Raw genomic sequence first — 22,723 nt, forward strand, 5'->3', positions numbered from 1 at the left:
CTCACAGCTTCTGGACGGAGCCCTCGTACATGCCTTCGAGCAGGTCCCGGTACCGCTCCTCGACCGCCCTGCGGCGCATCTTCAGGCTCGGCGTGATCTCGCCCTGTTCCACCGTGAGCTCGTTCGGGAGGATGGCGAAGTCCTTGATGGACTCGTGCCGCGGCAGGCCGCGGTTGAGCTCGTCGATGGCCTCCTGGACCATCGCGCGGACCCGGGGCTCCCGGGTCAGGCCGAGGTAGTTCAGCGCGCCCAGGCCGTTGGCCTCCGCCCAGACCTCGATCGCCTCGGCGTCCAGGGTCACGAGCGCCACGCAGTAGGGACGGCGGTCGCCGTGCACCACCAGGTTGCCCACGTAGGGGCACAGTGACTTGAACCGGCTCTCGATGCTCTGCGGAGCCACGTACTTGCCGCCCGCGGTCTTGATCAGTTCCTTCTTGCGGTCGGTGATCCGCAGGCGGCCGTTCTCCAGGGCGCCGATGTCCCCGGTGGCGAACCAGCCGTCCTCGTCGAGGACCTCCTCGGTGGCGCCGGACAGGTTGTGGTACCCGCGCATCACGCTGCCGCCGCGCAGCAGCACCTCGCCGTCCTCGGCGATCCGCACCTCGGTCCCGGGCAGGGGCAGCCCGACCGAGCCGAACCGCACGTCGCCGGGCCGGTTGAGGAAGGCTCCCGCCGAGGTCTCGGTCAGGCCGTAGCCCTCCAGGATGGTGATCCCCGCGCCGTAGAAGAACCGCCCGATCTCGGGGGCCAGGGGCGCGCTGCCGGACACGAAGAACTTCAGCCGGTCACCGAACCGGGCGCGCAGCTTGTCGAAGACCAGGCGGTCGGCCACCCTGTACTGGGCGGCGAGCAGACCCCCGGGCTCCCGGCCCTCCTCCTTCGACCGGGCCACCTGGTCGCCCACGCCCACCGCCCACTTGAAGATCCGGTACCTGGCCGCCCCGCCCTCCTTGGCCTGCATGACGACCCGGTTGAACACCTTCTCGAAGATGCGCGGGGCGGCGGCCATGAAGGTGGGCCGCACCACCGCGAGGTTGTCGACGATCCGGTCCACGCGACCGTCGACGGCGGTCGTGAAGCCCAGGCGCAGCTGGGCGACCTGCATGACCTTGCCGAAACTGTGGGCGAGCGGCAGCCACAGGTACTGGACGTCGTCGGCGTCGAGCATCTCCCAGCCCTGCGCGCGCATCTCGTCGCCCATCACCCGCAGGGCCTCGGCCTCGTAGAGCCAGTTGGCGTGGTCCAGACGCACCCCCTTGGGGCGACCGGTGGTGCCGGAGGTGTAGATCAGCGTCGCCAGGTGGTCGGCGCGCACCGAGGAGACCAGTTCGTCGAAGAGCTCGGGCCGCTCTTCGTGCAGCCGGGCCCCGACGGCCTCCAGTTCTGCCAGGCCCATGACCCAGGCGTCGTCGCCACCGGCCGCTCCCTCGAACGCGATGACCCGGGACAGCCCGGGCATGGCCCCGCGCTGCTCCACCAGCTTGGCGACCTGCTCGTCGTTCTCCGCGAAGGCGACCATGCTGCCGGAGTCGGACACGATGTACGCGCAGTCGGGCGGTCCGGAGGTGGGGTAGATGGTGGTGGAGGCGCCGCCCGCGCACAGGATCGCGAGGTCGGCGAGGACCCACTCCACACGGGTGCTCGACGCGATCGCGCAGCGGGCCTGGGAGGTCACGCCCAGGGAGTGCAGGCCCAGGGCCAGGGCGCGGACGCGGTCACGGGTCTGGTTCCAGGTCAGTGACTCCCACGTCTCGCTGCCGCCGGTGGGGGAGGGGACCGGATAGGTGAACGCTTCCCGGTCACCGGACTCGGCGACGCGGGAAGCGAACATGTCGGGAACGGACCGATAGGGGGATGAAGTGTTGCCCATGTCACAAAGCTACCCCCGGGTAAGGGGGTGGGCAACACTCTGTGGGCGAATGTGTGCGGGTCCACGGACCCCTGTGACCCAGCGGGTTCGGGTCCGGAGGGTGGACCATCGGACCTCGTCCGCGCGGCCCGCGCCCCCTCCCGGCGGGAGGGCGTTCAGTCGGTCCCGATGGGTGCGACGGCCGCCTCGGTCAGGGCGATCAGGTCCTTGGGGGTCAGCTCCATCTGGAGACCGCGCCGCCCGGCGGAGACGTAGACCGAACGCAGCCCGGTCACCGAGGAGTCGATCACCGTCCGCAACCGCTTGCGCTGCCCCAGCGGGCTGATGCCGCCGCGCACGTACCCGGTGATCTTCTCGGCCCGGGCCGGGTCGGCCATGGTCGCCCGCTTGCCCCCGACCGCCGCCGCCAGCGCCTTGAGGTCCAGCGAGGTGCTCACCGGAACCACTCCCACGGTGAACTCTCCGTCCACCTCGGCCACCAGCGTCTTGAACACGTGCTCGTGGGGCACCCCGATCGCGTCGGCGGCGTCGGAGCCGTAGGAGTGGCCGTCACCCCCGTCAGCCTCATAGGGGTGCAGCGTGTAGGTGGTCTTGGTCCTGCTGGCGGCCACGGTCGCGGGCGTGGCTTTTCCACTCATGGGTCACCTGGGCCTTCCACTTCGTACTACCGACCTCAGGGCAGGCTACTCCTCCGTACGCGGGACGGCGCGCCAGGTGAGGGGGTGTCCCGTCCCGGTGTGGCGTCCCGAGGACCTCCTAGTTGAAGGAGATCCCGTTGTCGAGGAAGGGGCCGGCGGGCAGGTTCGGCAGGTCGGGGGCGGCCACGATCCGGTTCTCCCTGCGCAGGAACCGTGCGGCCACGGCCAGGCGGGTCGCCGTGTTCTCGGCCTCCAACAGGCGCTGCTTCTCCGCTGAGTCGAGCACCACCGACATCGCCACGGAGTACGACAGCGCGATCGGGTCGCGGGGCAGGTCACCCGAGGACTCCGACGCCATCCCGATCTCCGACAGCCGCCGCTGGTACACCTCGTACAGGTCCCGTACCCGGCCGGCGTGTTCCTCGACGTCGGGGCCCAGCGCCTCGGGCAGCAGGGACACCGACGCCGTCGAGTAGTCGTCCACGGAGGAGGGGTCGGCCTCGGACAGGTCGGTGATGGTGAACCGCGTGCCGCCCTCGATGACCAGGTCGTACCTGCCGTCCTCGTAGGTGCGCACGTCGCGCACCAGGGCGGTGCACCCGGTCGCGCTCACGAGCGGAAGGGAGGGCCGGGCGCCCGGCCCCGCGGTGATGGGCACTCCGGTGTCCGCGCCCCCCGCGCCCTGGCCGGACTCGCTGGCCACCTCGTTCCCCAGCTCGATCCACACAACCCCGAACCGGGCGGGTCCGCGATCACGGCCGCCCGTCTCACCCCCGGCGAGGGTCGGGCCGAGCAGCTCCGAGACCAGCCGACGGTACCTCTGCTCGAACACATGGAGGGGGATCGTCATACCGGGGAACAGCACGGTGTTCAGCGGGAAGATCGGCAGTGCCTCTGGCATGGTCCCAGTATGCCTCCGCGGAGGTGCGGACGCGGGCGCCCCGCCCGGAGCCGGCCGGACGGGGCGTGTGGTCAGACGCTGCGCGGCGAGGCGCGACCGGTCAGGACACCGAGGGTCCGGCGGTGCCCGGCGCGCCCTGGCTGCCGTTGTCCTCGCTCGGCATGTCGCGGGCGACGAAGGTCTCCACGTCGAACAGGTTGCCGTTGGCGCGGTCCACGACGTTCAGGAGGGTCGACATCGTCGCGACCTCCTCCACCTGCTCCTGGATGAACCACTGGAGGAACTGCTCTCCGGTGTAGTCCTCCTCGTCGCGGGCCACCTTGGCCAGGCGCTGGAAGTTGTCGGTCACCTCGCGCTCCTGGCGCAGCGCGAGGGCGACCAGGTCGCGGGGCACGGCGAAATCGGTCTCGATCTCGTCCACGCCCGGAAGGGCGAAGGTGACGTCGTTGTCGAGCAGGTACCGCACGATCATCATCGCGTGGTCGCGCTCCTCGAGGGACTGCTCGTAGAAGACCCTGGCCAACTGGGGCAGGTCCTGGTCGTCGAACCAGGCGGCGATCGCCACGTACTGGTGCGAGGCGGTGAACTCGTGCCGCACCTGGTCGACGAGGAGACGGTGGAACTTGGAATGGTTGCTATCGCCGGTCTTGTTCGAAGTCATGTCACCACGATAACGCATTCAAATGCGTTTTACGAAACCCCTCCGAGTGGTGTCGTAATGAATAAGGCTAGCCTTTCTTTCGTCATATTAGGTTAGGTGTCCCAAAGTTAGGCGACGCTTATTTCGCGCGATTGGGGGAGTGGCGGGGGCGGAGTCGCGAAGCGGGGTTCGCGCCGGTCGCGCGGTTGCCGCGCGGGTGTGGTGTCCATCATCCGGACACCACCACACGGGGATTGGGCCGAGCCCCCTAGACTGGGACCGTGATCAGTCGAATCGACCTCCGAGGCTCCTCAGACGACCCGCGCGACGCCCTTCCGCGCGCCGAAATCGATGTGGCGGACGCCACCGAACGCGTCCGACCGCTCTGCGAGGACGTCCGCCATCGCGGAACCGAGGCCCTGGTCGAACTCACCGAACGCTTCGACGGCGTGCGGCTCACCGACATCCGCGTCCCCAAGGACGCCATCGACACCGCTCTCGCCGAACTCGACCCGGCCGTGCGCGCCGCGCTGGAGGAGTCCATCCGGCGCGCCCGCAAGGTCCACCACGCGCAGCGCCGCCAGGACCACACCACCCAGGTCGTCCCCGGCGGCACCGTCACCGAGAAGTGGATCCCGGTCAACCGCGTCGGCCTCTACGTGCCGGGCGGCCGCGCCGTCTACCCGTCCAGCGTCATCATGAACGTCGTCCCCGCCCAGGAGGCGGGCGTGTCCTCCCTCGCGGTGACCTCGCCGCCCCAGAAGGACTTCGGCGGACTGCCGCACCCGACCATCCTCGCCGCCTGCGCCCTGCTCGGCGTCGACGAGGTGTACGCGGTCGGCGGCGCGCAGGCCGTGGCGATGTTCGCCTACGGCACCGAGGACTGCGAGCGCGTCGACATGGTCACCGGCCCCGGCAACATCTGGGTCGCCGCGGCCAAGCGGCTCCTCAAGGGCGTCATCGGGATCGACGCCGAGGCCGGACCCACCGAGATCGCGATCCTCGCCGACTCCACCGCCAACCCCGACTACGTCGCGGCCGACCTCATCAGCCAGGCCGAACACGACGTCGTCGCCGCCTCCGTCCTGGTCACCCCGGACGAGGCCCTGGCGGAGGCGGTCACCGAGCGCCTCGCCGCGCGTGTCGCCGCCACCAAGCACAGCGACCGCGTCCGCGAGGCCCTGACCGGTCCGCAGTCCGGCATCGTCCTGGTCGACGACCTCGAACAGGGTCTGGCCGTCGTCGACGCCTACGCGGCCGAACACCTGGAGATCATGACCGCGGACGCTCCCGCCCGGGCCGCGCGCGTGCGCAACGCCGGAGCGATCTTCGTCGGCGACCACTCCCCGGTCTCCCTCGGCGACTACGCCGCGGGTTCCAACCACGTGCTGCCCACCGGCGGCTGCGCCTGCCACTCCGGCGGCCTGAGCGTGCAGACCTTCCTGCGCGGGGTGCACGTCGTGGAGTACGACCGTGACGCGCTGGCCGACGTCGCCCAGCACGTCATCACCCTGTCCCAGGCCGAGGACCTGCCCGCGCACGGCGAGGCCGTCGCCGCGCGCGCGGACCGCGCCGAGGAGGGGAACACCCCCTGACCCGGGGGCGTTCCAGCAGTTCCGGGGAGGTGCCGGGGGTGACCGCCCCCGGCGGCGCCCGAAAACCGGCCGAAGCGAACCGGAGGCCGTCAGACGCCCGCCCCGGCGGGGCGAGGGGCCACGGGGACCCGTGTGACCACGGTGGTCACGGCGGCCCCGGTGGACCGTCCCGCCACAACCGACCACGAGTGTGAAACCAGTGAGCTTCACCCTGAACGACCTGCCGCTGCGCGATGATCTGCGCGGCCGCTCGCCTTATGGCGCACCGCAGATGGACGTGCCGGTGGTCCTCAACACCAACGAGAACCCCCACGCTCCCTCGCCGCGTCTGGCGAAGGCCCTGGCCGAGGCGGTGGCGGACACCGCCCTGGGACTCAACCGCTATCCCGACCGGGACGCGGTCCGCCTGCGCGAGGGCCTGGCCGCCTACCTGGGCCACGACCTGACCGCGGCCAACGTCTGGGCGGCCAACGGCTCCAACGAGATCCTCCAGCAGCTGCTCCAGGCCTTCGGCGGTCCGGGCCGCACGGCGATGGGCTTCGAGCCCTCCTACTCCATGCACCCGATCATCTCCCGGGGGACCGGGACGAACTGGGTGCCGGTCCCGCGCGACGCCGACTTCCGGATCGACGTGGACGCGGCCCTGGCCGCCATCGCCGAACACCGGCCCAGCGTCGTCTTCCTCACCTCGCCGAACAACCCGACCGGCACCGCCCTCGGGATCGCCGACATCGAGCGTGTCGCCCTGGCCGCCCCCGGCGTCGTGGTCGTCGACGAGGCCTACGCCGAGTTCCGTCGCGAGGGCACGCCCAGCGCCCTGTCCCTGCTGCCGGAGCACCCCAGGCTGATCGTCTCGCGCACCATGTCCAAGGCCTTCGCCCTGGCCGGGGCGCGGGTGGGCTACCTCGCCGCGCACCCCGCCGTGGTGGACGCCCTCCAGCTGGTCCGTCTTCCGTACCACCTGTCCGCGGTCACCCAGACGGTGGCCGTCACCGCCCTGGAACACGCCGAGGAGCTCCTCGGCGCCGTCGCCGACCTGCGCGCCGAACGCGACGCCATCGTCACGTGGCTGCGGGAACAGGGCTTCTCCGTCGCCGACTCCGACGCCAACTTCGTCCTGTTCGGTGAGTTCGAGGACCGCGGCCGGGTCTGGCGGGACCTGCTCGAGCAGGACGTCCTCATCCGTGAGACCGGCCCCGACGGCTGGCTGCGCGTCACCGTCGGCACCACCGAGGAGATGGCGGCGTTCCGCGCGGCCCTCCTGAAGGCCACCGGCCGGTAGCCGCGTCGGGCCCCGCCCGACACCACAGCACCGCTCCACCACGACAGCACCACCAAGGATCAGGCACCATGAGCCGCATCGGGCGCGTCGAACGCGCAACCAAGGAAACCAAGGTCATGGTCGAGGTCGACCTGGACGGCACGGGCGTCGCCGACGTCTCCACCGGAGTCGGCTTCTTCGACCACATGCTCGACCAGCTCGCCAAGCACGGGCTCTTCGACATCACCGTGCGCACCGAGGGCGACCTGCACATCGACTCTCACCACACCATGGAGGACACCGCCCTCGCCCTGGGCGCGGCCTTCCGTGAGGCACTCGGCGACCGTGCGGGCATCCGCCGCTTCGCCGACGCCAAGGTGCCCCTCGACGAGGCCCTGGCCGAGGTCACCGTCGACGTGTCCGGCCGCCCCTACCTCGTGCACACCGAGCCCGAGGGCATGGCACCGATCATCGGCCGCGACTACGACACGACCATGACCCGCCACATCTTCGAGTCGTTCGTCGCCCAGGCCCGTGTGGCCCTGCACGTCCACGTGCCCTACGGCCGCAACGCCCACCACATCGTGGAGGCGCAGTTCAAGGCGTTCGCCCGCGCGCTGCGCCAGGCCACCGAGAACGACCCGCGCGTGGACTGGGTGCCCTCCACCAAGGGCGTCCTGTAGATGGACACCGACCTCTGGGGCCTGTTCCTGCTGGTCCTGGGCGGATTCCTCGCGGGCGGCGTCTACGCGCTGTGGGGGAGGAACCGCCTCATCGCCGGGGCCCTGGCCGGATGCGTCGCGCTCGCCGTGGTCTCCGGCGTGCTGCGGCTCGGCTACCTCTAGTCCGCCCGCCTCCAGGGCCGCTCACCTCACCAACTGAAGGGCACGCACTCGAATGTCACGTGTGGTCGTCTTCGACTACGGGTCGGGCAACCTCCGCTCGGCCCAACGCGCCATGGAGCGCACCGGCGCCGACGTTACGGTCACCTCCGACCCGCACGCGGCGCTGGACGCCGACGGGCTCGTCGTCCCCGGTGTGGGCGCCTTCAGCGCCTGCATGGCCAGCCTCAGAGCCGCCGGCGGTGACCGGATCATCGGTCGCCGTGTGGCCGGGGGCCGCCCCGTCCTGGGGATCTGCGTGGGCATGCAGGTCCTCTTCGACCGTGGCGTGGAACAGGCCGACGTCCACGCCGAGGACCGCGCCACCGAGGGTTGCGGCGAGTGGCCGGGCACGGTCGAACGCCTCAGGGCTCCGGTGATCCCCCACATGGGCTGGAACACCGTCACCCCGCCCGAGGACTCGCGCCTGTTCGCCGGTGTGGGCCCCGAGGAGCGCTTCTACTTCGTGCACTCCTACGCGGTCCGCCGCTGGGAGTTCGTCAGCCACAGCGACCGCATCCGCGGCCCCCGGGTCACCTGGTCCGAGCACGGCGAGCCGTTCGTGGCCGCCGTGGAGAACGGCCCGCTCAGCGCCACCCAGTTCCACCCGGAGAAGTCCGGTGACGCGGGCGCCCGTGTCCTGGCCAACTGGGTCGGCACCCTGTGACCGCTGTGCCACCCTGGGCCTCCGCTTCGCTTTGGCCCGGGTTCGGCGCCTTTGCGGAGAGATGTGGGTCAAGGCGACACGGCATCGTCGTCCACTCCCGGCTCGTTCCTCGTTGGCGGCTTGACTCGTCTTGCACTGTGTCTGCTGAAACCCGGACTCTCCGGCGCCGAACAGAACAGCCTCCCTTGCCTCGCGCAACCCGCATGACCCCGAACCGAACCGAGCACGAGAAGGCACCATGACCGGCGAACACACCCCGTCGACCCCCGTACTCGAACTGCTGCCCGCCGTGGACGTGTCGGGCGGTCAGGCCGTCCAGCTCGTCCAGGGCAGGGCGGGCTCCGGAGGCCAGTACGGCGACCCCTTCGAGGCCGCCCGAGCCTGGCGTGACGCCGGGGCAGAGTGGATCCACCTGGTGGACCTGGACGCGGCCTTCGGTCGGGGGCACAACCGCGACCTGCTGCGCGACATCGTCGACCGCCTCGACGTGAAGGTGGAGATGTCCGGCGGCATCCGCGACGACGAGACCCTGACCGCCGCCCTCGCCACCGGCTGCACCCGGGTGAACATCGGCACCGCCGCCCTGGAGAACCCCGAGTGGTGCGCCCGGATCATCGCCGAGCACGGCGACCGGATCGCGATCGGCCTGGACGTGCGCGGCACCACCCTGGCCGCCCGGGGCTGGACCCGCGACGGCGGCGACCTCCTGGAGACCCTCGACCGCCTGGAGTCCGAGGGCTGCGCCCGCTACGTGGTCACCGACGTCAACAAGGACGGCACGCTCAAGGGCCCCAACCTGGACCTGCTGCGCACCGTGTGCGAGCGCACCGACAAGCCCGTGGTCGCCAGCGGCGGCGTGTCCAGCCTCGCCGACCTGGAGGCCATCTCCTCCCTGGTCCCGCTGGGCGTCGAGGGCGCCATCATGGGAACCGCCCTGTACGAGGGCGCCTTCACCCTGGAGGACGCCCTGACCACGGTGCGGGGTGCGGATCGGTGAGCCTGGCCATCCGAGTCATCCCGTGCCTGGACGTCGACGCCGGGCGCGTGGTCAAGGGCGTCAACTTCGAGAACCTGCGCGACGCCGGTGACCCCGTGGAACTCGCGGGCACCTACGACGCCGGGGGCGCCGACGAACTGACCTTCCTGGACGTCACCGCCTCCAGCGGCAACCGCGAGACCACCTTCGACGTGGTCCGCCGCACCGCCGACCAGGTGTTCATCCCGCTCACCGTGGGTGGAGGGGTCCGCTCCACCGAGGACGTGGACCGGCTGCTGCGTGCCGGTGCCGACAAGGTCGGAGTGAACACCGCCGCGATCGCCCGTCCGGAGCTGATCGGGGAGATCGCCGAACGCTACGGCCGCCAGGTCCTGGTGCTCTCCGCCGACGTGCGCCGGGTGCGTGAGGGCGGCCGCCCCACCCCGAGCGGGTTCGAGGTCACCACGCACGGCGGACGCGAGAGCGCGGGCCTCGACGCCCTGGAGTGGTGCGAGCGCGCCGCCGAACTGGGCGCCGGTGAGATCCTGCTCAACTCCATGGACGCCGACGGCACCAGGGAGGGGTTCGACCTCGAGCTGATCCGCGCGGTGCGTGCGCGGGTGGACGTCCCGCTGATCGCCTCGGGCGGCGCGGGCGCGGTGGAGCACTTCGTCCCGGCGGTGGCGGCGGGTGCGGACGCGGTCCTGGCCGCGACCGTCTTCCACTTCGGTGAGTTCACCATCGCCGACGTCAAGCGGAGCCTGAGCGAGGCCGGTTACCCGGTCCGGTAGCTGGAACCGCGACGACACGCCGTGGAGACACGGAACAGGCCCCGGGCGGACCAGCCCGGGGCCTTTGACCTGCGCGACCGTGTCAACGATCGCTGTCAGTAATCAAAGCGTGTCATGCCGTTGGCCAAGCCGTGATCCGTGTGAGCATGAGCGCGTCTTACCAGCCACGACAGGAAGATAACCGCACATCATGTCCAAGCATGTCCTGACCGGCGTCGTGCGCCGGATCGCCTCCCTCGCCACCGCCGGAGCCATCGCCCTCGGCGGCATCGCGCTCATGGCACCGACCGCCGCGGCCGACGACTACGAGCGCACCCCCAACGAGGTCATCCAGCTGATCGAGGCCGCGCAGATCTGGCCGAACTACTCGCTCCAGAACCCCGGCCCGAGCGCCGACATCCTCGCCGCGCAGTACTTCCTGAACCACCTCGGGTACATCACCGACAACCCGAGCGAGACCTTCACCCGGGAGTTCGACCGCGTCCTCCGCGACTTCGAGCGCCGTGAGGGCATCACCGTCAACGGCGTCCTCGAGTCGGAGAGCTGGATCAAGATCAGGAACGAGCTGTTCCCGACCAGCGCCGACTCCTTCCACCGGGACGACCGCGGCTACGGCGTCCGCGGCGTGCAGGTCCTGCTCAACGCGAAGTACAACGCCGGCCTGAACGTCAACGGCACCTACAACTCCGCCACGGAGCGGGCTGTCCGCAACGCCCAGCGGGACCTGTGCATCGGTGTCGACGGCGCCTTCGGCAGGCTGACCTACCGGGCCATCATCACCGGAGTCGACAGCTGCCGCGCCGTGAGCGCGGAGGCGGACCAGGAGGCTCCCGCCCAGGAGGCTCCCGCTCAGGAGGCCCCGGCTGAGCAGGGTCCGGCTGAGCAGGGCCCGGCCGAGCAGGCTCCCGCGGAGCAGGCCCCGGTCGAGGACGCTCCTGTCGAGGGCGACCAGACCCGGGAGATGGAGACGGTGCGCTAGTCACGCCAGCACCACCCTGATGTGAGAGAGGTCGGGCCCGGTACGCCACCTGCGGCGTACCGGGCCCGACGCGTGCGCGCCCCGCCCCCTCCGGGAAGTTCCCGTTGTACGGAATAGCACTGGTGTGTCCCGCGCTGAAACAATCCGGTGGCAGCTGTCGGAGCCGCTGGATAGGTTGGCCCGAACACGCGACCCGTGCCCCTCGGCATGCCCGGGAACGGACGGAGCGCGGACCGGGAGGCCGGACAGAGCCGGTCAAGAAGCGGAAACGGGGGGCGTATGGCGCAGGGCACCACGACGGCGGACCAGGCGAGGCGGGAGGGGGACCCGCCGGGCGAACCCGCCGCGGAGGGGGTCGACACCAGCACCCCCGACCAGGTCACCGACCCCCACAAGGGCGTCTTCGCCCGGGGGATGCGTGTCCTGGGGGTCGCCGCCCGCACCGAACCGTGGATCTTCCTCGCCGCCGTCGCCGGAGCCATGCTGCACGCGGGCGTGACCGTCGGCTCCGCCTCGGTGCTCGGGTACCTCACCGACAACACCATCCTCCCGGCCTTCTCCGCGGGGGAGACCACCGCGGCCGCGCTTGTCGCCGCCGCGGCCCTGCTCATGGCGGTCGGCCTCGGCAAGGCCGTGGGCCTGGCCCTGCGCCGCCTGCTCGCCGGGCTCATGCAGTTCCGTATGCAGGCCCGCTACCGCCGCGCCGTCGCCCGCAAGTACCTGGAACTCCCGCTCTCCTGGCACCACCGCCACCCCACCGGCCAGCTCCTGTCCAACGCCAACGCCGACGTCGAGGCCGCCTGGCAGCCCCTCGCCCCGCTCCCCATGGCCGTCGGCAGCGTGTTCATGCTGGTCATCGCCTCCATCGCGATGGTCGTGACCGACCCGGTCCTGGCCCTGGTCGCCTTCGTGGTCTTCCCGGTCCTGGCCGCCGCCAACGTCGTCTTCCAGCGCCGGGTCTCACCGATGGCCTCCCGCGCCCAGGCCCTGCGCGCCGAGGTCAGCGGCGTCGCCCACGAGTCGTTCGACGGCGCCCTCGTCGTCAAGACCCTGGGCCGCGAGGACACCGAGACCGAACGCTTCACCCGGTCCGCCCACCGCCTGCGCGACGCCCTCATCCAGGTCGGCCGCATGCGCTCCATCTTCGACCCCTTCACCGAGGCCCTGCCCAACTTCGGTGTGCTCGCCGTGCTCCTCCTGGGTATGTGGCGCCTGTCCACCGGCGCCATCGAACCCGGCGAACTCGTCCAGATCGCGTTCCTCTTCACGCTCCTGGCCCTGCCGATCCGCTCCTTCGGGTGGATCCTCGGCGACCTGCCCCGCAGCGTGGTCGGCTGGGACCGCGTCCAGTCCGTCCTCAACTCCGGCGGCACCATGGAACACGGCGACCGGACCCTGGAGCCCACCGAACGCGGTCTCGCGCTCAGCGCCCGCGACGTCACCTTCTCCTACGCCGACTCCTACGACGCCGACGGCGGCGTCCGCGACCTCCTGGACGACACCGTCACGGGGGCCCGCACCACCGTCCTCAACGGTGTCGACCTCGACATCGCCCCCGGACGCACCGTCGCCCTCGTCGGTCCCACCGGGTCCGGCAAGTCCACGCTCACCACCGTCCTCATGCGGCTGGTCGACCCCGACTCCGGTGCCGTCAGCTACGACGGCGTCGACCTGCGCGACCTCGCCAGGGACCAGATCCCGAGCCACGCCGCCCTCGTGCCCCAGGGCACCTTCGTGTTCGAGGACTCCGTCCGCGACAACATCGCCCTGGGCGCGGCCGGGGTCGACGACGCACAGATCTGGGCCGCGCTCCGACTGGCCCGCGCGGACGGCTTCATCGCCGAACTCGACGGCGGACTCGACGCGCGCCTCGGAGAGAAGGGCACCACCCTGTCCGGAGGCCAGCGCCAGCGCCTGGCCCTGGCCCGTGCCATCGTCCGCCGCCCCCGGCTCCTGATCATGGACGACGCCACCTCGGCCGTGGACCCGCAGATCGAGGCCCAGATCCTGGCCGGCCTGCGCGAACGCGACGACGCCGCCACCGTGGTCGTCGTGGCCTACCGCAGAGCCACCATCGAGCTCGCGGACGAGGTCCTCTACATGGAGGGCGGGCGCGTCCTGGCACGCGGCTCCCACACCGAGCTCCTGTCCACCTCCAGCGGCTACAACAGGCTCGTCACCGCCTACGAACGAGCCTCGGCCGAGAACGAGGCCGAGCGCGCCCCGATCCCGGAGGAGCCCGGGCCCGCGGAACCCCGCCTTCCCACCGGAGGACACTCCACCGACGCCGCCGAGGAGACCAGCCGATGAGCGCACCGACCCAGGCCCGTACCGACGACAGATCGGAACAGGCGGCCGGGGCGGGGCGCCCCGAACGCGACCCCGTCCTGTCCCTGCACCAGAACCAGGACACCGCCCTCGGTACCATCCGGCGCGGTCTCCAGCTGTCCCCGGAGTTCGCCCGGGGTCTGTGGCTCACCCTGCTGTTCGCCCTGGTCGCGACCGCGGGCAAGGTCATCGTGCCCGTCGCCGTCCAGCAGATCATCGACAACGGGCTCACCGGTGAGGGAGGTCCCGACCTCGGCTTCGTGGCCCGCATGGTCGCGGTCTGCGCCGGACTGCTCGTGGTCACCATGTTCTGCTCCTACCTGATGAACCTTCGCCTGTACCGGGCCACCGAGTCCGGGCTGGCCACCCTGCGCCGCAAGGCCTTCCGGCACGTCCACGACCTGTCCGTGCTGACCCAGAACAGTGAGCGCAAGGGCGCCCTGGTCTCCCGGGTCACCGGGGACGTCGACCAGATCAGCACGTTCATGCAGTGGGGCGGGCTGCTCCTGCTGGTCAGCACCGGCCAGCTCCTGGTCGCCACCACCCTCATGGCGGTCTACTCCTGGCAGCTCACCCTCGTGGTGTGGATCTGCGTCCTGCCGCTGCTCTTCGGCGTGCGCTGGCTCCAGAAGCTCCTGTCCAGGGCCTACCTCACGGTCCGCGAGCGCACCGGCGACATGCTCGGCGCCATCGGCGAGACCGTGATGGGCGCCGCCGTCATCCGCGCCCACGGCACCGAGGAGCGCACGGCCGGACGCATCGACACCACGGTGCTGGCCACCCGGCGGGCCCAGGTGAAGGCGCAGCGCCTGTCCATGGCCGTCTCGCCGTTCGCCGAGATCGTCGCCGCGCTCGGCAACGTCGCCGTCGTCCTGGTCGGCGTGTGGCTGGGGATCGCGGGAGACCTCACCGCGGGTCAGCTCATCGCGTTCCTGTTCCTCATGACGCTGTTCATCCAGCCGATGATGATGGCCACGGAGATCTTCAACGAGGCCCAGAACGCCATCGCGGGCTGGCGGCGCGTGCTCGGGGTGCTGGACACCGTCCCCGACATCGCCGACCCCGGCGAGGCCGGACGCGTGCTGCCGCGCGGACCGGTGCGGGTCGGGTTCGACAGGGTCACCTACTCCTACCCCGAGGGCCCCGTGGTCCTGGACGACGTGGACGTGGAGATCACGCCCGGCACCAGGGTCGCGGTCGTCGGCGAGACGGGGTCGGGCAAGACCACCTTCGTCAAGCTCCTCACCCGCCTCATGGACCCCGCGTCCGGCACCGTCAGCCTGGACGAGGTCGACCTGCGGGAGGTCTCCTTCTCCTCGCTGCGCAGCCGCGTCGTCATGGTCCCCCAGGAGGGGTTCCTGTTCGACAGCTCGCTGGGTGACAACATCCGCTTCGCCCGCCCCGAGAGCACCGACGCCGAGCTGGAGACGGCCGTCGACGAACTCGGCCTCTCCGACTGGCTGGGCAGCCTCGCCCACGGTCTGGACACCCCGGTGGGCCAGCGCGGCGAGTCCCTGTCCGCGGGGGAGCGCCAGCTGGTCGCCCTCGTGCGCGCCTACGTGGCCGACCCGGACCTGCTCGTCCTGGACGAGGCCACATCGGCGGTGGACCCGCACACCGAGGTCCGCATCCAGCGGGCCCTGGACCGGCTGACCCGGGGCCGCACCTCGGTCGCGATCGCCCACCGCCTGTCCACGGCCGAGGCCGCCGACCGGGTCCTGGTGTTCGACGACGGCCGCATCGTCCAGAGCGGTTCCCACGACGAACTGGTGGACCGCCCCGGCGTGTACGCGGACCTCTACGCCTCCTGGATCCGCTCCTCCGCCTGAGGTTCCCGCGACCGACCCGGGCCGACGCGCAGCGGAGGCCCAAGGAGAACCAACCTCAGCTCCACCAGTGCGCGGCCAACAGTTCCGCCACCAGGGGTTCGGTCAGCAGGCTCACGTCCGGGTCCGCGTCCCCCGGGTAGCGCACGCTCAGGCCCGCCCCCGGAACGCGTTCGTGTCCGGGGGTGGGTCCCACCGCGACGAACGAACCGCGCAGCTGCCCGAGGTGCTCGGCGAAGCGCTGGTCGTAGGCGGACCCCGCGAACAGCAGGGCCCGGTAGTCCGTCACCGCCGCCAGGTACCGGTCCGAGTGCGACCACTCACCGGTCTCGGCCGTGTGCGCCACCCGGATCGGTCCCCTGCGCAGCACCCGCACCCCCTGCTCGGCGGAGGCCAGCCGCTCGGCCGGGGCCACCAGTCGCACCCCGTCGGGGGAGTCCAGCAACCGGGCGGCTTCGGGCACCCACTCCGGGGCGCCCTCCAACAACACCCGGGAGGCGTTGGCGACCCGCCGGAGCAGCCCCGGGAAGTTCGTGCTGCCTCCCGTGGCGGGCGCCCCCAACCGGTGACCCAGCAAAAGGAGCAGCGCCAGGGCGTGCTGGTAGGCGCGGCACCCCAGTCCGGACAGCTCCTCACCCGCGCGCAACGGCACCAGCAGGTCCGCGTAGCGCCCCACCACGGCGTCCTCGTCCGGCGCCAGCACGATCACCGGTGACCGCCCCACGTACCGGTCCAGCGCCGAGTGCAGCTCCCGCTGGCCGTCTCCCAGACTCACCGCCACCACGAGCGTCTCCGGGCCCGTCGGGGGCTCCTCGGCGGAGGAGGAGAAGTCGGCGTGGGCCGCCACACCCCCGCGCCGCAACCGGGCGGCCGCCACCTCGCACGCGCGCCGCGCCGGGCCCAGGGCGAGGAACCGCACCGACGCGGGCTCGTCCTCCAACAGCGCGGGCAGCGCCGCGTAGGGGTCCCAGCGCGGGAAGCGCTGGGCGAGCTCGGTCAACACGGCGGGTTTCCCCGCCAGGTCGGCGGACAGGTGCTCGGCGGTCACGGGAGCTCCCAAGCTGGCAGAACCGTCGGAACGGCGACGTCACGGACGCACGAACTCTAATCCCCCCGCCGAGCGCGGGGGAGTGACCGGCGTCAACCAGCACCCGGTGGGCAACGCGCCGACGGCGGCCATAACCTGGAGTGCATGAGCGCCACCAACCTCGACCCGGACATCGCCGCACGTCTGAAGCACACCGCGGACGGCCTGGTCCCCGCCGTCGTGCAGCAGCACGACACCGGGGAGGTCCTCATGCTGGCCTGGATGGACGACGAGGCCCTGCACCGCACCCTCACCACCCGCGACGCCACGTACTGGTCGCGCAGCAGGGGCGAGTACTGGGTCAAGGGCGCCACCTCCGGGAACACCCAACGCGTGGTGTCCGTCGCACTCGACTGCGACGGGGACACCCTCCTGGTACGCGTCGACCAGACCGGCGCCGCCTGCCACACCGGGGACCGCACGTGCTTCGACGCCGGACGGCTGCTGTGACCCGCGCCGCGCCCCGGGCCCGCCGCGAGTACGGCGTGACCACGCTCGCCATGGCCGCAGGGGCGGCGCTCATGCTGGCCGCCTCCGGACGCGTGTGGGTGACCGGCGAACTCGCCTCGCCCGGGCCCGTCGCCGCCGTCCCCGTGGAGCTCACCGGAGGGGACCTCACCGGAGCCCTTCGCGGTCTGGGCTGGGCCGGACTCGCCGGGATCGTCGGCCTGTACGCGGCCCGCTCGTGGGCCCGCCGCGTCGTCGCCCTGCTCGTCACGGCCTGCGGTGTGTTCGCGCTCACCTCGCTCTGGCCGGCCACCCGCCCGGACACGCTGGCCGACGACGTCACGCGGCTGGCCACGGACACCGCGGGCGCCGCGCGGACCGCCGGAGCACCGGAACTCCACGCCCTCGGGCCCGCGATGGGCGCCGCGGGGGCGGTCCTGCTGCTCCTGGCCGGCCTGGTCTCGCTGGTACGTGCCCCTGCCTGGCCGGGCATGGGCAACCGGTACGATCGGGACGCCGCACCGCGTCCGCGCCAGGCGGAGACACCAGCCGACCTGTGGAAATCGCTGGACGCCGGTGACGACCCCACTCTTGGCGCCCCGGAGGTCGGAGCGCCCGCCGGAACCGAACCGGCGGTCCGCGCCGAAGCCGGTGACGACACCGAACCCGCACCGCTGGCCGAGCGGCCAGCCCAACCCAAGGAGAGCCCCTGATGGCCGACGCCCACCACGAAGAGCACGACGACCACGGCAACACCGTGTCCGCCTGGTTCCTGACCGTCTCCTGGATCGTCGCCTGGACCGTGGCCGCCGTCGCCATCATCTTCGGCGGCGACCTCGTCACCTGGACCGTCATCGCACTGGTCGCCAGCATCGCCCTGGCCGCCGTCGCCGGCGTGATGAAGAAGGTCGGCCTGGGCCGCAAGGAGCCCCGCCCCGTCCCGCCCACGCGCGAGGAGTGGGAGGCGGGTCGCGGAGCCACCGCCGCCACCGCCACCGCCACCGCCAAGTAGTCCCTCCCGCACGGAGCGTCCGTGGCCCACCCCGGGTGGGCCACGGAAATGGACGGGTACCCCCGGGGCGGGTACATTCACCTCACCGGACCCGCCGTCGACCCGCAGGTCGCGCGGGCCGGTCTCCCCGCCCCCTCGCCCGACACACGTCCGGAAGGACACCACCCATGAGTTACGGGCCTCCGCCCCCGGGCGACCCCGCGGGTCACGACCAGTCCACCGGCGGCTACGGCCCTCCGGTCCCGCAGTACGGTCAGCCGTACGCTCCCTACGGTCAGCCCATGCAGCACTACGGCGCTCCCGGACCCTACGGGGTACCCGGTCCGTACGGGGTGCAGCCTCTCGCCTCGGACCCGCCCAAGAACTACCTGGCCTTCAACATCCTGGGCATCTTCGGCTGCCTCGGCATGACGAGCATCATCGGCATCATCGGCCTGATCTTCGCCCTCCAGGTCAGCAGCAAGTGGCACATTGGCGACTACGCCGGGGCCGAGTCCGCCGCGAGCACCGCGAAGGTGCTCGGCATCATCGGCCTGTGCTGCTTCGTGGTCACGGCCCTGTACCTGCTCTCGATGGGCGTCGTCATCGTCGCGTCGATCGCGGCCTGACCCCCGGGACACCCGGAGACGCGCCAGTAGTCTGGGCGGGTGCAGCAAGACGACGAACCCGCCAGCCCCCGGCCACCCGTCCCGACCCGCCCGGCCGGACCCGCGGACCGGTCCGGGGGAGGCGTGACCACTGGATGGGTCACCCGTCTCGTCCAGCGGGTCCACCCGGCCACCTGGCCGGTGTCCCTGGGCGTGCTCGGGGTGTTCGGGCTCGTCCTCCTCCACCTGGTGGACCCCAACGAACCGGGCAACTACCCCACCTGCCCCTGGCTGCTCCTCACTGGCACGTTCTGCCCCGGCTGCGGCACCATGCGCGCGGTGGCACTGCTCACCCACCTGGACGTGCTCGGCGCCCTCGCCATGAACCCGCTCCTGGTGCTGCTCCTGCCCTACCTCGCCCTCACCTACGCGACCTGGCTGGCCGGGACCCTGCGACCACGCGCACGACCGCCCGGACCCGCCCCCACCTGGTTCGTCTGGACGATCCTCGTCTCCTTCGTGGTCTTCTGGATCGCCCGCAACCTGCCCTGGTTCTCCTTCCTCGCCCCCGGCACCCCGCTCCTGCCCTCCTGGTGAGAACGGACCCGCCCCGATGATGCGGGTTCCTGCCCGATCGCGCCGAATCCTCCCGCGCGGTGACCCGGGGGCGGCGGCCCCACGGCCCCCGAGGGTCGATACGATGACCAACACAGGGTGTGACGGCCCCGCGCCGACACCCCGACCGGACCGCCGTGTCCACCTCCGGACCGGCCGCCGTGAACCGCAACCATGGACGAGGGAGCTAGAACCTGTGAGCGTGCTCGACGAGATCCTCGACGGAGTACGCGCTGACCTGGCGCAGCGACAGGCGGAACTCCCCCTGGACCGCCTCAAGGCCCAAGCCGAGTCGGTGCCCGTCCCCAAGGACGCCGAGGCGGCCCTGCGCCGCCCGGGCGTGCACGTCATCGCCGAGGTCAAGCGGGCCAGCCCCTCCAAGGGCCCGCTCGCCTCCATCACCGACCCCGCCGCCCTGGCCCGCGACTACGAGGCGGGCGGCGCCACCTGGATCAGCGTGCTGACCGAGGGGCGCCGGTTCAACGGCAGCCTGGACGACCTGCGCGCCGTCCACGCCGCCGTCGAGACCCCCCTGCTGCGCAAGGACTTCGTCGTCAGCTCCTACCAGCTGTGGGAGGCCCGCGTCCACGGAGCCTCCGCGATCCTCCTCATCGTCGCCGCCCTGCCCCAGGACGCCCTGGTCTCCCTCGTCGAACGCGCCCGCTCGCTGGGCCTGACCCCGCTGGTCGAGGTCCACGACGAGGACGAGGTCGCCCGCGCCCTGGACGCTGGAGCGACCGTCATCGGCGTCAACGCGCGCAACCTCAGGACCCTGGAGGTCGACCGGGACACCTTCGCCCGGGTCGCCCCCCTCATCCCGGCGGACCGTGTCAGAATCGCCGAGTCCGGGATCCGGGGCCCGCACGACCTGCTGGCCCACGCCGGAGCCGGAGCCGGGGCCGTCCTGGTGGGCGAGAGCCTGGTCCGGGGACGCAACCCGCGCGAGGCCGTCGCCGACCTGGTGACCGCCGGCGCCCACCCCGCGCTGCGCGACCGGAACTGACGGGACGAACACGATGGGATCGACGAAGGCGTACACGGAGCACGCGCGGCACACGCCCGCGCGCCCGCTCCGGCGCCGATGGCTCTAGGGAGCCCGTAGGCACGACCCGCGGGTTCCCGTCGCCGCGTTGACCCGAAGCAACTCGCGCCGCCCGAGCCAGGCGGCCGCACGGCCGGTCGGCGCGCGGCTCCCGTGGGCGCGACGCCCCGGGCCGACTCCGCGCGCTCGGCCTCCTCTTCCCAGGAGAACTTCCCATGAGCCACGCCCAACCGGTACCCGACGACCGCGGGCACTACGGCCGCTTCGGCGGCCGGTTCGCCCCCGAGTCCCTCATCGCGGCCCTCGACGAGGTCGAGGCCGAGTGGGCCAAGGCCAAGGACGACCCCGCCTTCCACGCCGAGTTCGACGAACTCCTCAAGAGCTACGCGGGGCGTCCCAGCCTCCTCACCGAGGCCCGCAACTTCTCCGAGCACGCGGGCGGGGCGCGCGTCCTGCTCAAGCGCGAGGACCTCAACCACACCGGCTCGCACAAGATCAACAACGTGCTGGGTCAGGTGCTGCTCACCAAACGCATGGGCAAGACCCGCGTGATCGCGGAGACCGGTGCGGGCCAGCACGGCGTGGCCACCGCCACCGCCTGCGCCCTCATGGGTCTGGACTGCGTGATCTACATGGGGGAGGAGGACACCAAGCGCCAGGCGCTCAACGTCGCCCGCATGCGCATGCTCGGCGCCGAGGTCGTCCCGGTCACCATCGGCAGCCGCACCCTCAAGGACGCGATCAACGAGACCTTCCGCGACTGGGTGGCCAACGTCGACCACACCCACTACCTCTTCGGTACCGCAGCGGGTCCGCACCCCTTCCCCAAGCTCGTCCGCGACCTGCACTTCGTCGTGGGCGCCGAGGCGCGCAAGCAGGTCCTCGAACTCACCGGCAGGCTCCCCGACGCCGTCGCAGCCTGCGTCGGCGGCGGATCCAACGCGATCGCGATCTTCGCCGCCTTCATCCCCGACGAGAGCGTGGCCCTCTACGGGTTCGAGGCCGGGGGAGCGGGCGCCGACACCGACCAGACCGCCGCCTCCATCACCGCCGGGAGCCACGGCGTCTTCCACGGCGCGCGCACCTTCGTCCTCCAGGACGAGTACGGCCAGACCCTGCCCAGCCACTCCATCTCGGCCGGGCTCGACTACCCCGCGGTGGGCCCCGAACACGCCTACCTGGCCGACACGGGGCGCGCGGTCTACGAGCCCGTCACCGACACCGAGGCCATGGAGGCCTTCCGGCTGCTCTGCCGCACCGAGGGCATCATCCCCGCCATCGAGAGCGCGCACGCGCTGGCCGGCGCGATGAGGCTCGGCAAGCGCCTCGGGCCCGACGCCGTGATCCTGGTGAACCTCTCCGGACGCGGAGACAAGGACGTCAACACCGCGGCCGCCTACTTCGGCCTCGTCGACTCGGAGGGACAGGCGTGATGACCGCGACCACGCTCCAGACCAAGCTCGCCCAGGCCCGCGAGGCCGACCGCGCCGCGCTCGTCGGCTACCTGCCCGCCGGTTTCCCCGACGTCGACTCCTCGATCCGGGTCATCCAGGCCATGGTCGAGGGCGGGTGCGACGTCATCGAGGTCGGCCTGCCCTACTCCGACCCCATGATGGACGGTCCCACCATCCAGCGCGCCGCCGACCGGGCGCTGGCCTCGGGTACCACCACCGACGACGTCCTCCGGGTCGTGGAGGCCACGGCCGCGACCGGCGCCGCCGCCCTGGTCATGTCGTACTGGAACCCGATCGAACGCTACGGCGTGGAGCGCTTCGCCACCGAACTCGCCAAGGCGGGCGGGGCGGGGGTCATCACCCCCGACCTCATCCCCGAGGAGGCCGAGGAGTGGTACGCGGCCTCCGAGCAGGCCGGACTCGACCGGATCTTCCTGGTCGCCCCGTCCTCCACGGACCGGCGCCTGGAACTCACCACCGGCGCGTGCAGCGGATTCGTGTACGCGGCCTCGCTCATGGGTGTCACCGGTACCCGCGCCCAGGTCGCCGACACCGCCGAGGCCCTGGTGCGCCGCACCCGGGCGGTCACCCGTGAGTCGGGCCTGCCGATCTGCGTGGGGCTGGGCATCTCCACGGCCGCGCAGGCCGCCGAGGTCGCCGCCTACGCCGACGGCGTCATCGTCGGCGCCGGGTTCTGCCAGCGTGTCCTGGACGCCCCGGACCTGGAGACCGGGCTCGTCGCGGTCCGCTCCTTCGCCGAGGACCTCTCCGCCGGGGTGCGCTCCCGGTAGCCCGACCCCAGGGCTCGGGAGCCGATCCCGGCCCATGCCACAACCCCCGCGGTGGGCCGCGCCAGCACGGCGCGGCCCACCGCTCTCGTGTCCGCACCCCAGCCGTCCCGGGCAGGTCAAGCCCAGGGTTAAGAGGGTGAGAATCGGGTGAGAGGCGCCCTCGGATCCCCGTGAACCGGCCACCCGTTCTGGCTCCGGGTGGTGTGATGGCGGTGTCCCGGACGCGTGGCCGCCCGCCGTGCTCTCCGGTTCCGACGCCCTGTGCCACAAAGTCACTACACACAGTAGGCTTTGTTTCAACACGAAGAGCGACCAGGCGCGCACCCAGTGGCATG

23 protein-coding genes are annotated in these 22,723 nt (G+C 71.8%); 18 read left to right on the forward strand and 5 right to left on the reverse strand.

Annotated features, from left to right (window positions below; translation table 11 throughout):
• Nucleotide 1 precedes the first annotated feature (1 nt).
• The 4 genes from BDW27_RS07995 to BDW27_RS08010 form a co-directional block, all read right to left on the reverse strand.
• Entirely contained in the window at nt 2-1,870 is a 1,869-nt protein-coding gene (locus BDW27_RS07995; RefSeq protein ID WP_110048847.1) for a long-chain fatty acid--CoA ligase, read from the reverse strand.
• A 155-nt stretch (nt 1,871-2,025) separates the two neighbouring features.
• Nucleotides 2,026-2,508, reverse strand: a complete 483-nt coding sequence (ybaK, locus tag BDW27_RS08000; protein WP_110048848.1) for a Cys-tRNA(Pro) deacylase — start codon at nt 2,506-2,508, stop codon at nt 2,026-2,028.
• A gap of 118 nt (nt 2,509-2,626) precedes the next feature.
• Nucleotides 2,627-3,409 (reverse strand): LON peptidase substrate-binding domain-containing protein, encoded by a 783-nt coding sequence (locus tag BDW27_RS08005; protein ID WP_110048849.1) that lies wholly within the window; start codon nt 3,407-3,409, stop codon nt 2,627-2,629.
• Between the two features lie 100 nt (nt 3,410-3,509).
• Nucleotides 3,510-4,070 (reverse strand): ferritin, encoded by a 561-nt coding sequence (locus BDW27_RS08010; RefSeq protein ID WP_017544530.1) that lies wholly within the window; start codon nt 4,068-4,070, stop codon nt 3,510-3,512.
• A gap of 260 nt (nt 4,071-4,330) precedes the next feature.
• Between BDW27_RS08010 and hisD the strand changes: the two genes are divergently transcribed.
• The 10 genes from hisD (at nt 4,331) to BDW27_RS08055 (ending at nt 15,356) form a co-directional block, all read left to right on the forward strand.
• Nucleotides 4,331-5,644, forward strand: coding sequence for a histidinol dehydrogenase (gene hisD, locus BDW27_RS08015; protein ID WP_199560589.1), 1,314 nt, complete (start codon nt 4,331-4,333; stop codon nt 5,642-5,644).
• A gap of 199 nt (nt 5,645-5,843) precedes the next feature.
• Nucleotides 5,844-6,926, forward strand: coding sequence for a histidinol-phosphate transaminase (locus BDW27_RS08020; protein ID WP_110048850.1), 1,083 nt, complete (start codon nt 5,844-5,846; stop codon nt 6,924-6,926).
• A 68-nt stretch (nt 6,927-6,994) separates the two neighbouring features.
• Nucleotides 6,995-7,588, forward strand: coding sequence for an imidazoleglycerol-phosphate dehydratase HisB (gene hisB / locus BDW27_RS08025; protein WP_017544533.1), 594 nt, complete (start codon nt 6,995-6,997; stop codon nt 7,586-7,588).
• On the forward strand, nt 7,589-7,750 hold the full coding sequence (locus BDW27_RS27445; protein ID WP_017544534.1) for a hypothetical protein: 162 nt from the start codon (nt 7,589-7,591) through the stop codon (nt 7,748-7,750).
• A 52-nt stretch (nt 7,751-7,802) separates the two neighbouring features.
• The gene (hisH, locus tag BDW27_RS08030) at nt 7,803-8,453 is read left to right on the forward strand and encodes an imidazole glycerol phosphate synthase subunit HisH (RefSeq protein ID WP_199560590.1); all 651 of its coding nucleotides are present in this window, start codon (nt 7,803-7,805) and stop codon (nt 8,451-8,453) included.
• A 238-nt stretch (nt 8,454-8,691) separates the two neighbouring features.
• On the forward strand, nt 8,692-9,450 hold the full coding sequence (priA, locus tag BDW27_RS08035; RefSeq protein ID WP_017544536.1) for a bifunctional 1-(5-phosphoribosyl)-5-((5-phosphoribosylamino)methylideneamino)imidazole-4-carboxamide isomerase/phosphoribosylanthranilate isomerase PriA: 759 nt from the start codon (nt 8,692-8,694) through the stop codon (nt 9,448-9,450).
• Nucleotides 9,447-10,220: an imidazole glycerol phosphate synthase subunit HisF gene (gene hisF, locus BDW27_RS08040; protein ID WP_110048852.1), complete on the forward strand. Its 774-nt coding sequence runs from the start codon at nt 9,447-9,449 to the stop codon at nt 10,218-10,220. Before priA ends, hisF begins: the two co-directional genes overlap by 4 nt.
• A 190-nt stretch (nt 10,221-10,410) precedes the next feature.
• Complete coding sequence (locus BDW27_RS08045) at nt 10,411-11,199, forward strand: peptidoglycan-binding domain-containing protein (RefSeq protein WP_110048853.1); 789 nt, start codon at nt 10,411-10,413, stop codon at nt 11,197-11,199.
• Nucleotides 11,200-11,478: 279 nt separating this feature from the next.
• Nucleotides 11,479-13,509, forward strand: a complete 2,031-nt coding sequence (locus BDW27_RS08050) for an ABC transporter ATP-binding protein (protein ID WP_110048854.1) — start codon at nt 11,479-11,481, stop codon at nt 13,507-13,509.
• On the forward strand, nt 13,506-15,356 hold the full coding sequence (locus BDW27_RS08055) for an ABC transporter ATP-binding protein (protein WP_110048855.1): 1,851 nt from the start codon (nt 13,506-13,508) through the stop codon (nt 15,354-15,356). Before BDW27_RS08050 ends, BDW27_RS08055 begins: the two co-directional genes overlap by 4 nt.
• Nucleotides 15,357-15,411: 55 nt before the next feature.
• Here the strand turns inward: BDW27_RS08055 and BDW27_RS08060 are convergent, their stop codons facing one another.
• Nucleotides 15,412-16,401, reverse strand: a complete 990-nt coding sequence (locus tag BDW27_RS08060) for a sugar isomerase (RefSeq protein WP_110048856.1) — start codon at nt 16,399-16,401, stop codon at nt 15,412-15,414.
• Nucleotides 16,402-16,545: 144 nt separating this feature from the next.
• Here BDW27_RS08060 and hisI point away from each other — a divergent pair, with 144 nt between their 5' ends.
• From hisI to trpA, 8 genes are all read left to right on the forward strand, one after another.
• The gene (gene hisI, locus BDW27_RS08065) at nt 16,546-16,890 is read left to right on the forward strand and encodes a phosphoribosyl-AMP cyclohydrolase (RefSeq protein ID WP_017544541.1); all 345 of its coding nucleotides are present in this window, start codon (nt 16,546-16,548) and stop codon (nt 16,888-16,890) included.
• Nucleotides 16,887-17,600: a Trp biosynthesis-associated membrane protein gene (locus tag BDW27_RS08070; RefSeq protein ID WP_110048857.1), complete on the forward strand. Its 714-nt coding sequence runs from the start codon at nt 16,887-16,889 to the stop codon at nt 17,598-17,600. Before hisI ends, BDW27_RS08070 begins: the two co-directional genes overlap by 4 nt.
• Nucleotides 17,600-17,899 (forward strand): HGxxPAAW family protein, encoded by a 300-nt coding sequence (locus BDW27_RS08075; protein WP_110048858.1) that lies wholly within the window; start codon nt 17,600-17,602, stop codon nt 17,897-17,899. The genes BDW27_RS08070 and BDW27_RS08075 overlap by 1 nt, the downstream gene beginning before the upstream one ends.
• Before the next feature lie 167 nt (nt 17,900-18,066).
• The gene (locus BDW27_RS08080) at nt 18,067-18,507 is read left to right on the forward strand and encodes a CD225/dispanin family protein (protein WP_110048859.1); all 441 of its coding nucleotides are present in this window, start codon (nt 18,067-18,069) and stop codon (nt 18,505-18,507) included.
• A gap of 123 nt (nt 18,508-18,630) precedes the next feature.
• Nucleotides 18,631-19,083 (forward strand): DUF2752 domain-containing protein, encoded by a 453-nt coding sequence (locus BDW27_RS08085; protein ID WP_017544545.1) that lies wholly within the window; start codon nt 18,631-18,633, stop codon nt 19,081-19,083.
• A gap of 214 nt (nt 19,084-19,297) precedes the next feature.
• Nucleotides 19,298-20,104 (forward strand): indole-3-glycerol phosphate synthase TrpC, encoded by an 807-nt coding sequence (gene trpC, locus BDW27_RS08090; RefSeq protein WP_110048861.1) that lies wholly within the window; start codon nt 19,298-19,300, stop codon nt 20,102-20,104.
• 254 nt (nt 20,105-20,358) lie between these two features.
• Nucleotides 20,359-21,576 carry a tryptophan synthase subunit beta gene (gene trpB, locus BDW27_RS08095; protein WP_110048862.1) on the forward strand — a complete coding sequence of 406 codons (1,218 nt, stop codon included), beginning with the start codon at nt 20,359-20,361 and terminating at the stop codon, nt 21,574-21,576.
• The gene (trpA, locus tag BDW27_RS08100; protein ID WP_017544548.1) at nt 21,576-22,388 is read left to right on the forward strand and encodes a tryptophan synthase subunit alpha; all 813 of its coding nucleotides are present in this window, start codon (nt 21,576-21,578) and stop codon (nt 22,386-22,388) included. The genes trpB and trpA overlap by 1 nt, the downstream gene beginning before the upstream one ends.
• Nucleotides 22,389-22,723 lie beyond the last annotated feature (335 nt).

The sequence above is a fragment of the Nocardiopsis sp. L17-MgMaSL7 genome, assembly GCF_003182025.1.
Lineage (GTDB): Bacteria > Actinomycetota > Actinomycetes > Streptosporangiales > Streptosporangiaceae > Nocardiopsis > Nocardiopsis prasina.

What these genes read in the sequence shown, in the direction of transcription:
- BDW27_RS08055 (WP_110048855.1), top strand. Translation starts at nt 13,506, where the DNA reads ATGAGCGCACCGACCCAGGCCCGTACCGACGACAGATCGGAACAGGCG.
- BDW27_RS08010 (WP_017544530.1), bottom strand. Translation starts at nt 4,070, where the DNA reads ATGACTTCGAACAAGACCGGCGATAGCAACCATTCCAAGTTCCACCGT.
- hisI (WP_017544541.1), top strand. Translation starts at nt 16,546, where the DNA reads ATGAGCGCCACCAACCTCGACCCGGACATCGCCGCACGTCTGAAGCAC.
- BDW27_RS08075 (WP_110048858.1), top strand. Translation starts at nt 17,600, where the DNA reads ATGGCCGACGCCCACCACGAAGAGCACGACGACCACGGCAACACCGTG.
- BDW27_RS27445 (WP_017544534.1), top strand. Translation starts at nt 7,589, where the DNA reads ATGGACACCGACCTCTGGGGCCTGTTCCTGCTGGTCCTGGGCGGATTC.
- hisH (WP_199560590.1), top strand. Translation starts at nt 7,803, where the DNA reads ATGTCACGTGTGGTCGTCTTCGACTACGGGTCGGGCAACCTCCGCTCG.
- BDW27_RS08005 (WP_110048849.1), bottom strand. Translation starts at nt 3,409, where the DNA reads ATGCCAGAGGCACTGCCGATCTTCCCGCTGAACACCGTGCTGTTCCCC.
- trpA (WP_017544548.1), top strand. Translation starts at nt 21,576, where the DNA reads ATGACCGCGACCACGCTCCAGACCAAGCTCGCCCAGGCCCGCGAGGCC.
- BDW27_RS07995 (WP_110048847.1), bottom strand. Translation starts at nt 1,870, where the DNA reads ATGGGCAACACTTCATCCCCCTATCGGTCCGTTCCCGACATGTTCGCT.
- priA (WP_017544536.1), top strand. Translation starts at nt 8,692, where the DNA reads ATGACCGGCGAACACACCCCGTCGACCCCCGTACTCGAACTGCTGCCC.
- ybaK (WP_110048848.1), bottom strand. Translation starts at nt 2,508, where the DNA reads ATGAGTGGAAAAGCCACGCCCGCGACCGTGGCCGCCAGCAGGACCAAG.
- hisB (WP_017544533.1), top strand. Translation starts at nt 6,995, where the DNA reads ATGAGCCGCATCGGGCGCGTCGAACGCGCAACCAAGGAAACCAAGGTC.
- BDW27_RS08080 (WP_110048859.1), top strand. Translation starts at nt 18,067, where the DNA reads ATGAGTTACGGGCCTCCGCCCCCGGGCGACCCCGCGGGTCACGACCAG.
- trpB (WP_110048862.1), top strand. Translation starts at nt 20,359, where the DNA reads ATGAGCCACGCCCAACCGGTACCCGACGACCGCGGGCACTACGGCCGC.
- BDW27_RS08050 (WP_110048854.1), top strand. Translation starts at nt 11,479, where the DNA reads ATGGCGCAGGGCACCACGACGGCGGACCAGGCGAGGCGGGAGGGGGAC.
- BDW27_RS08045 (WP_110048853.1), top strand. Translation starts at nt 10,411, where the DNA reads ATGTCCAAGCATGTCCTGACCGGCGTCGTGCGCCGGATCGCCTCCCTC.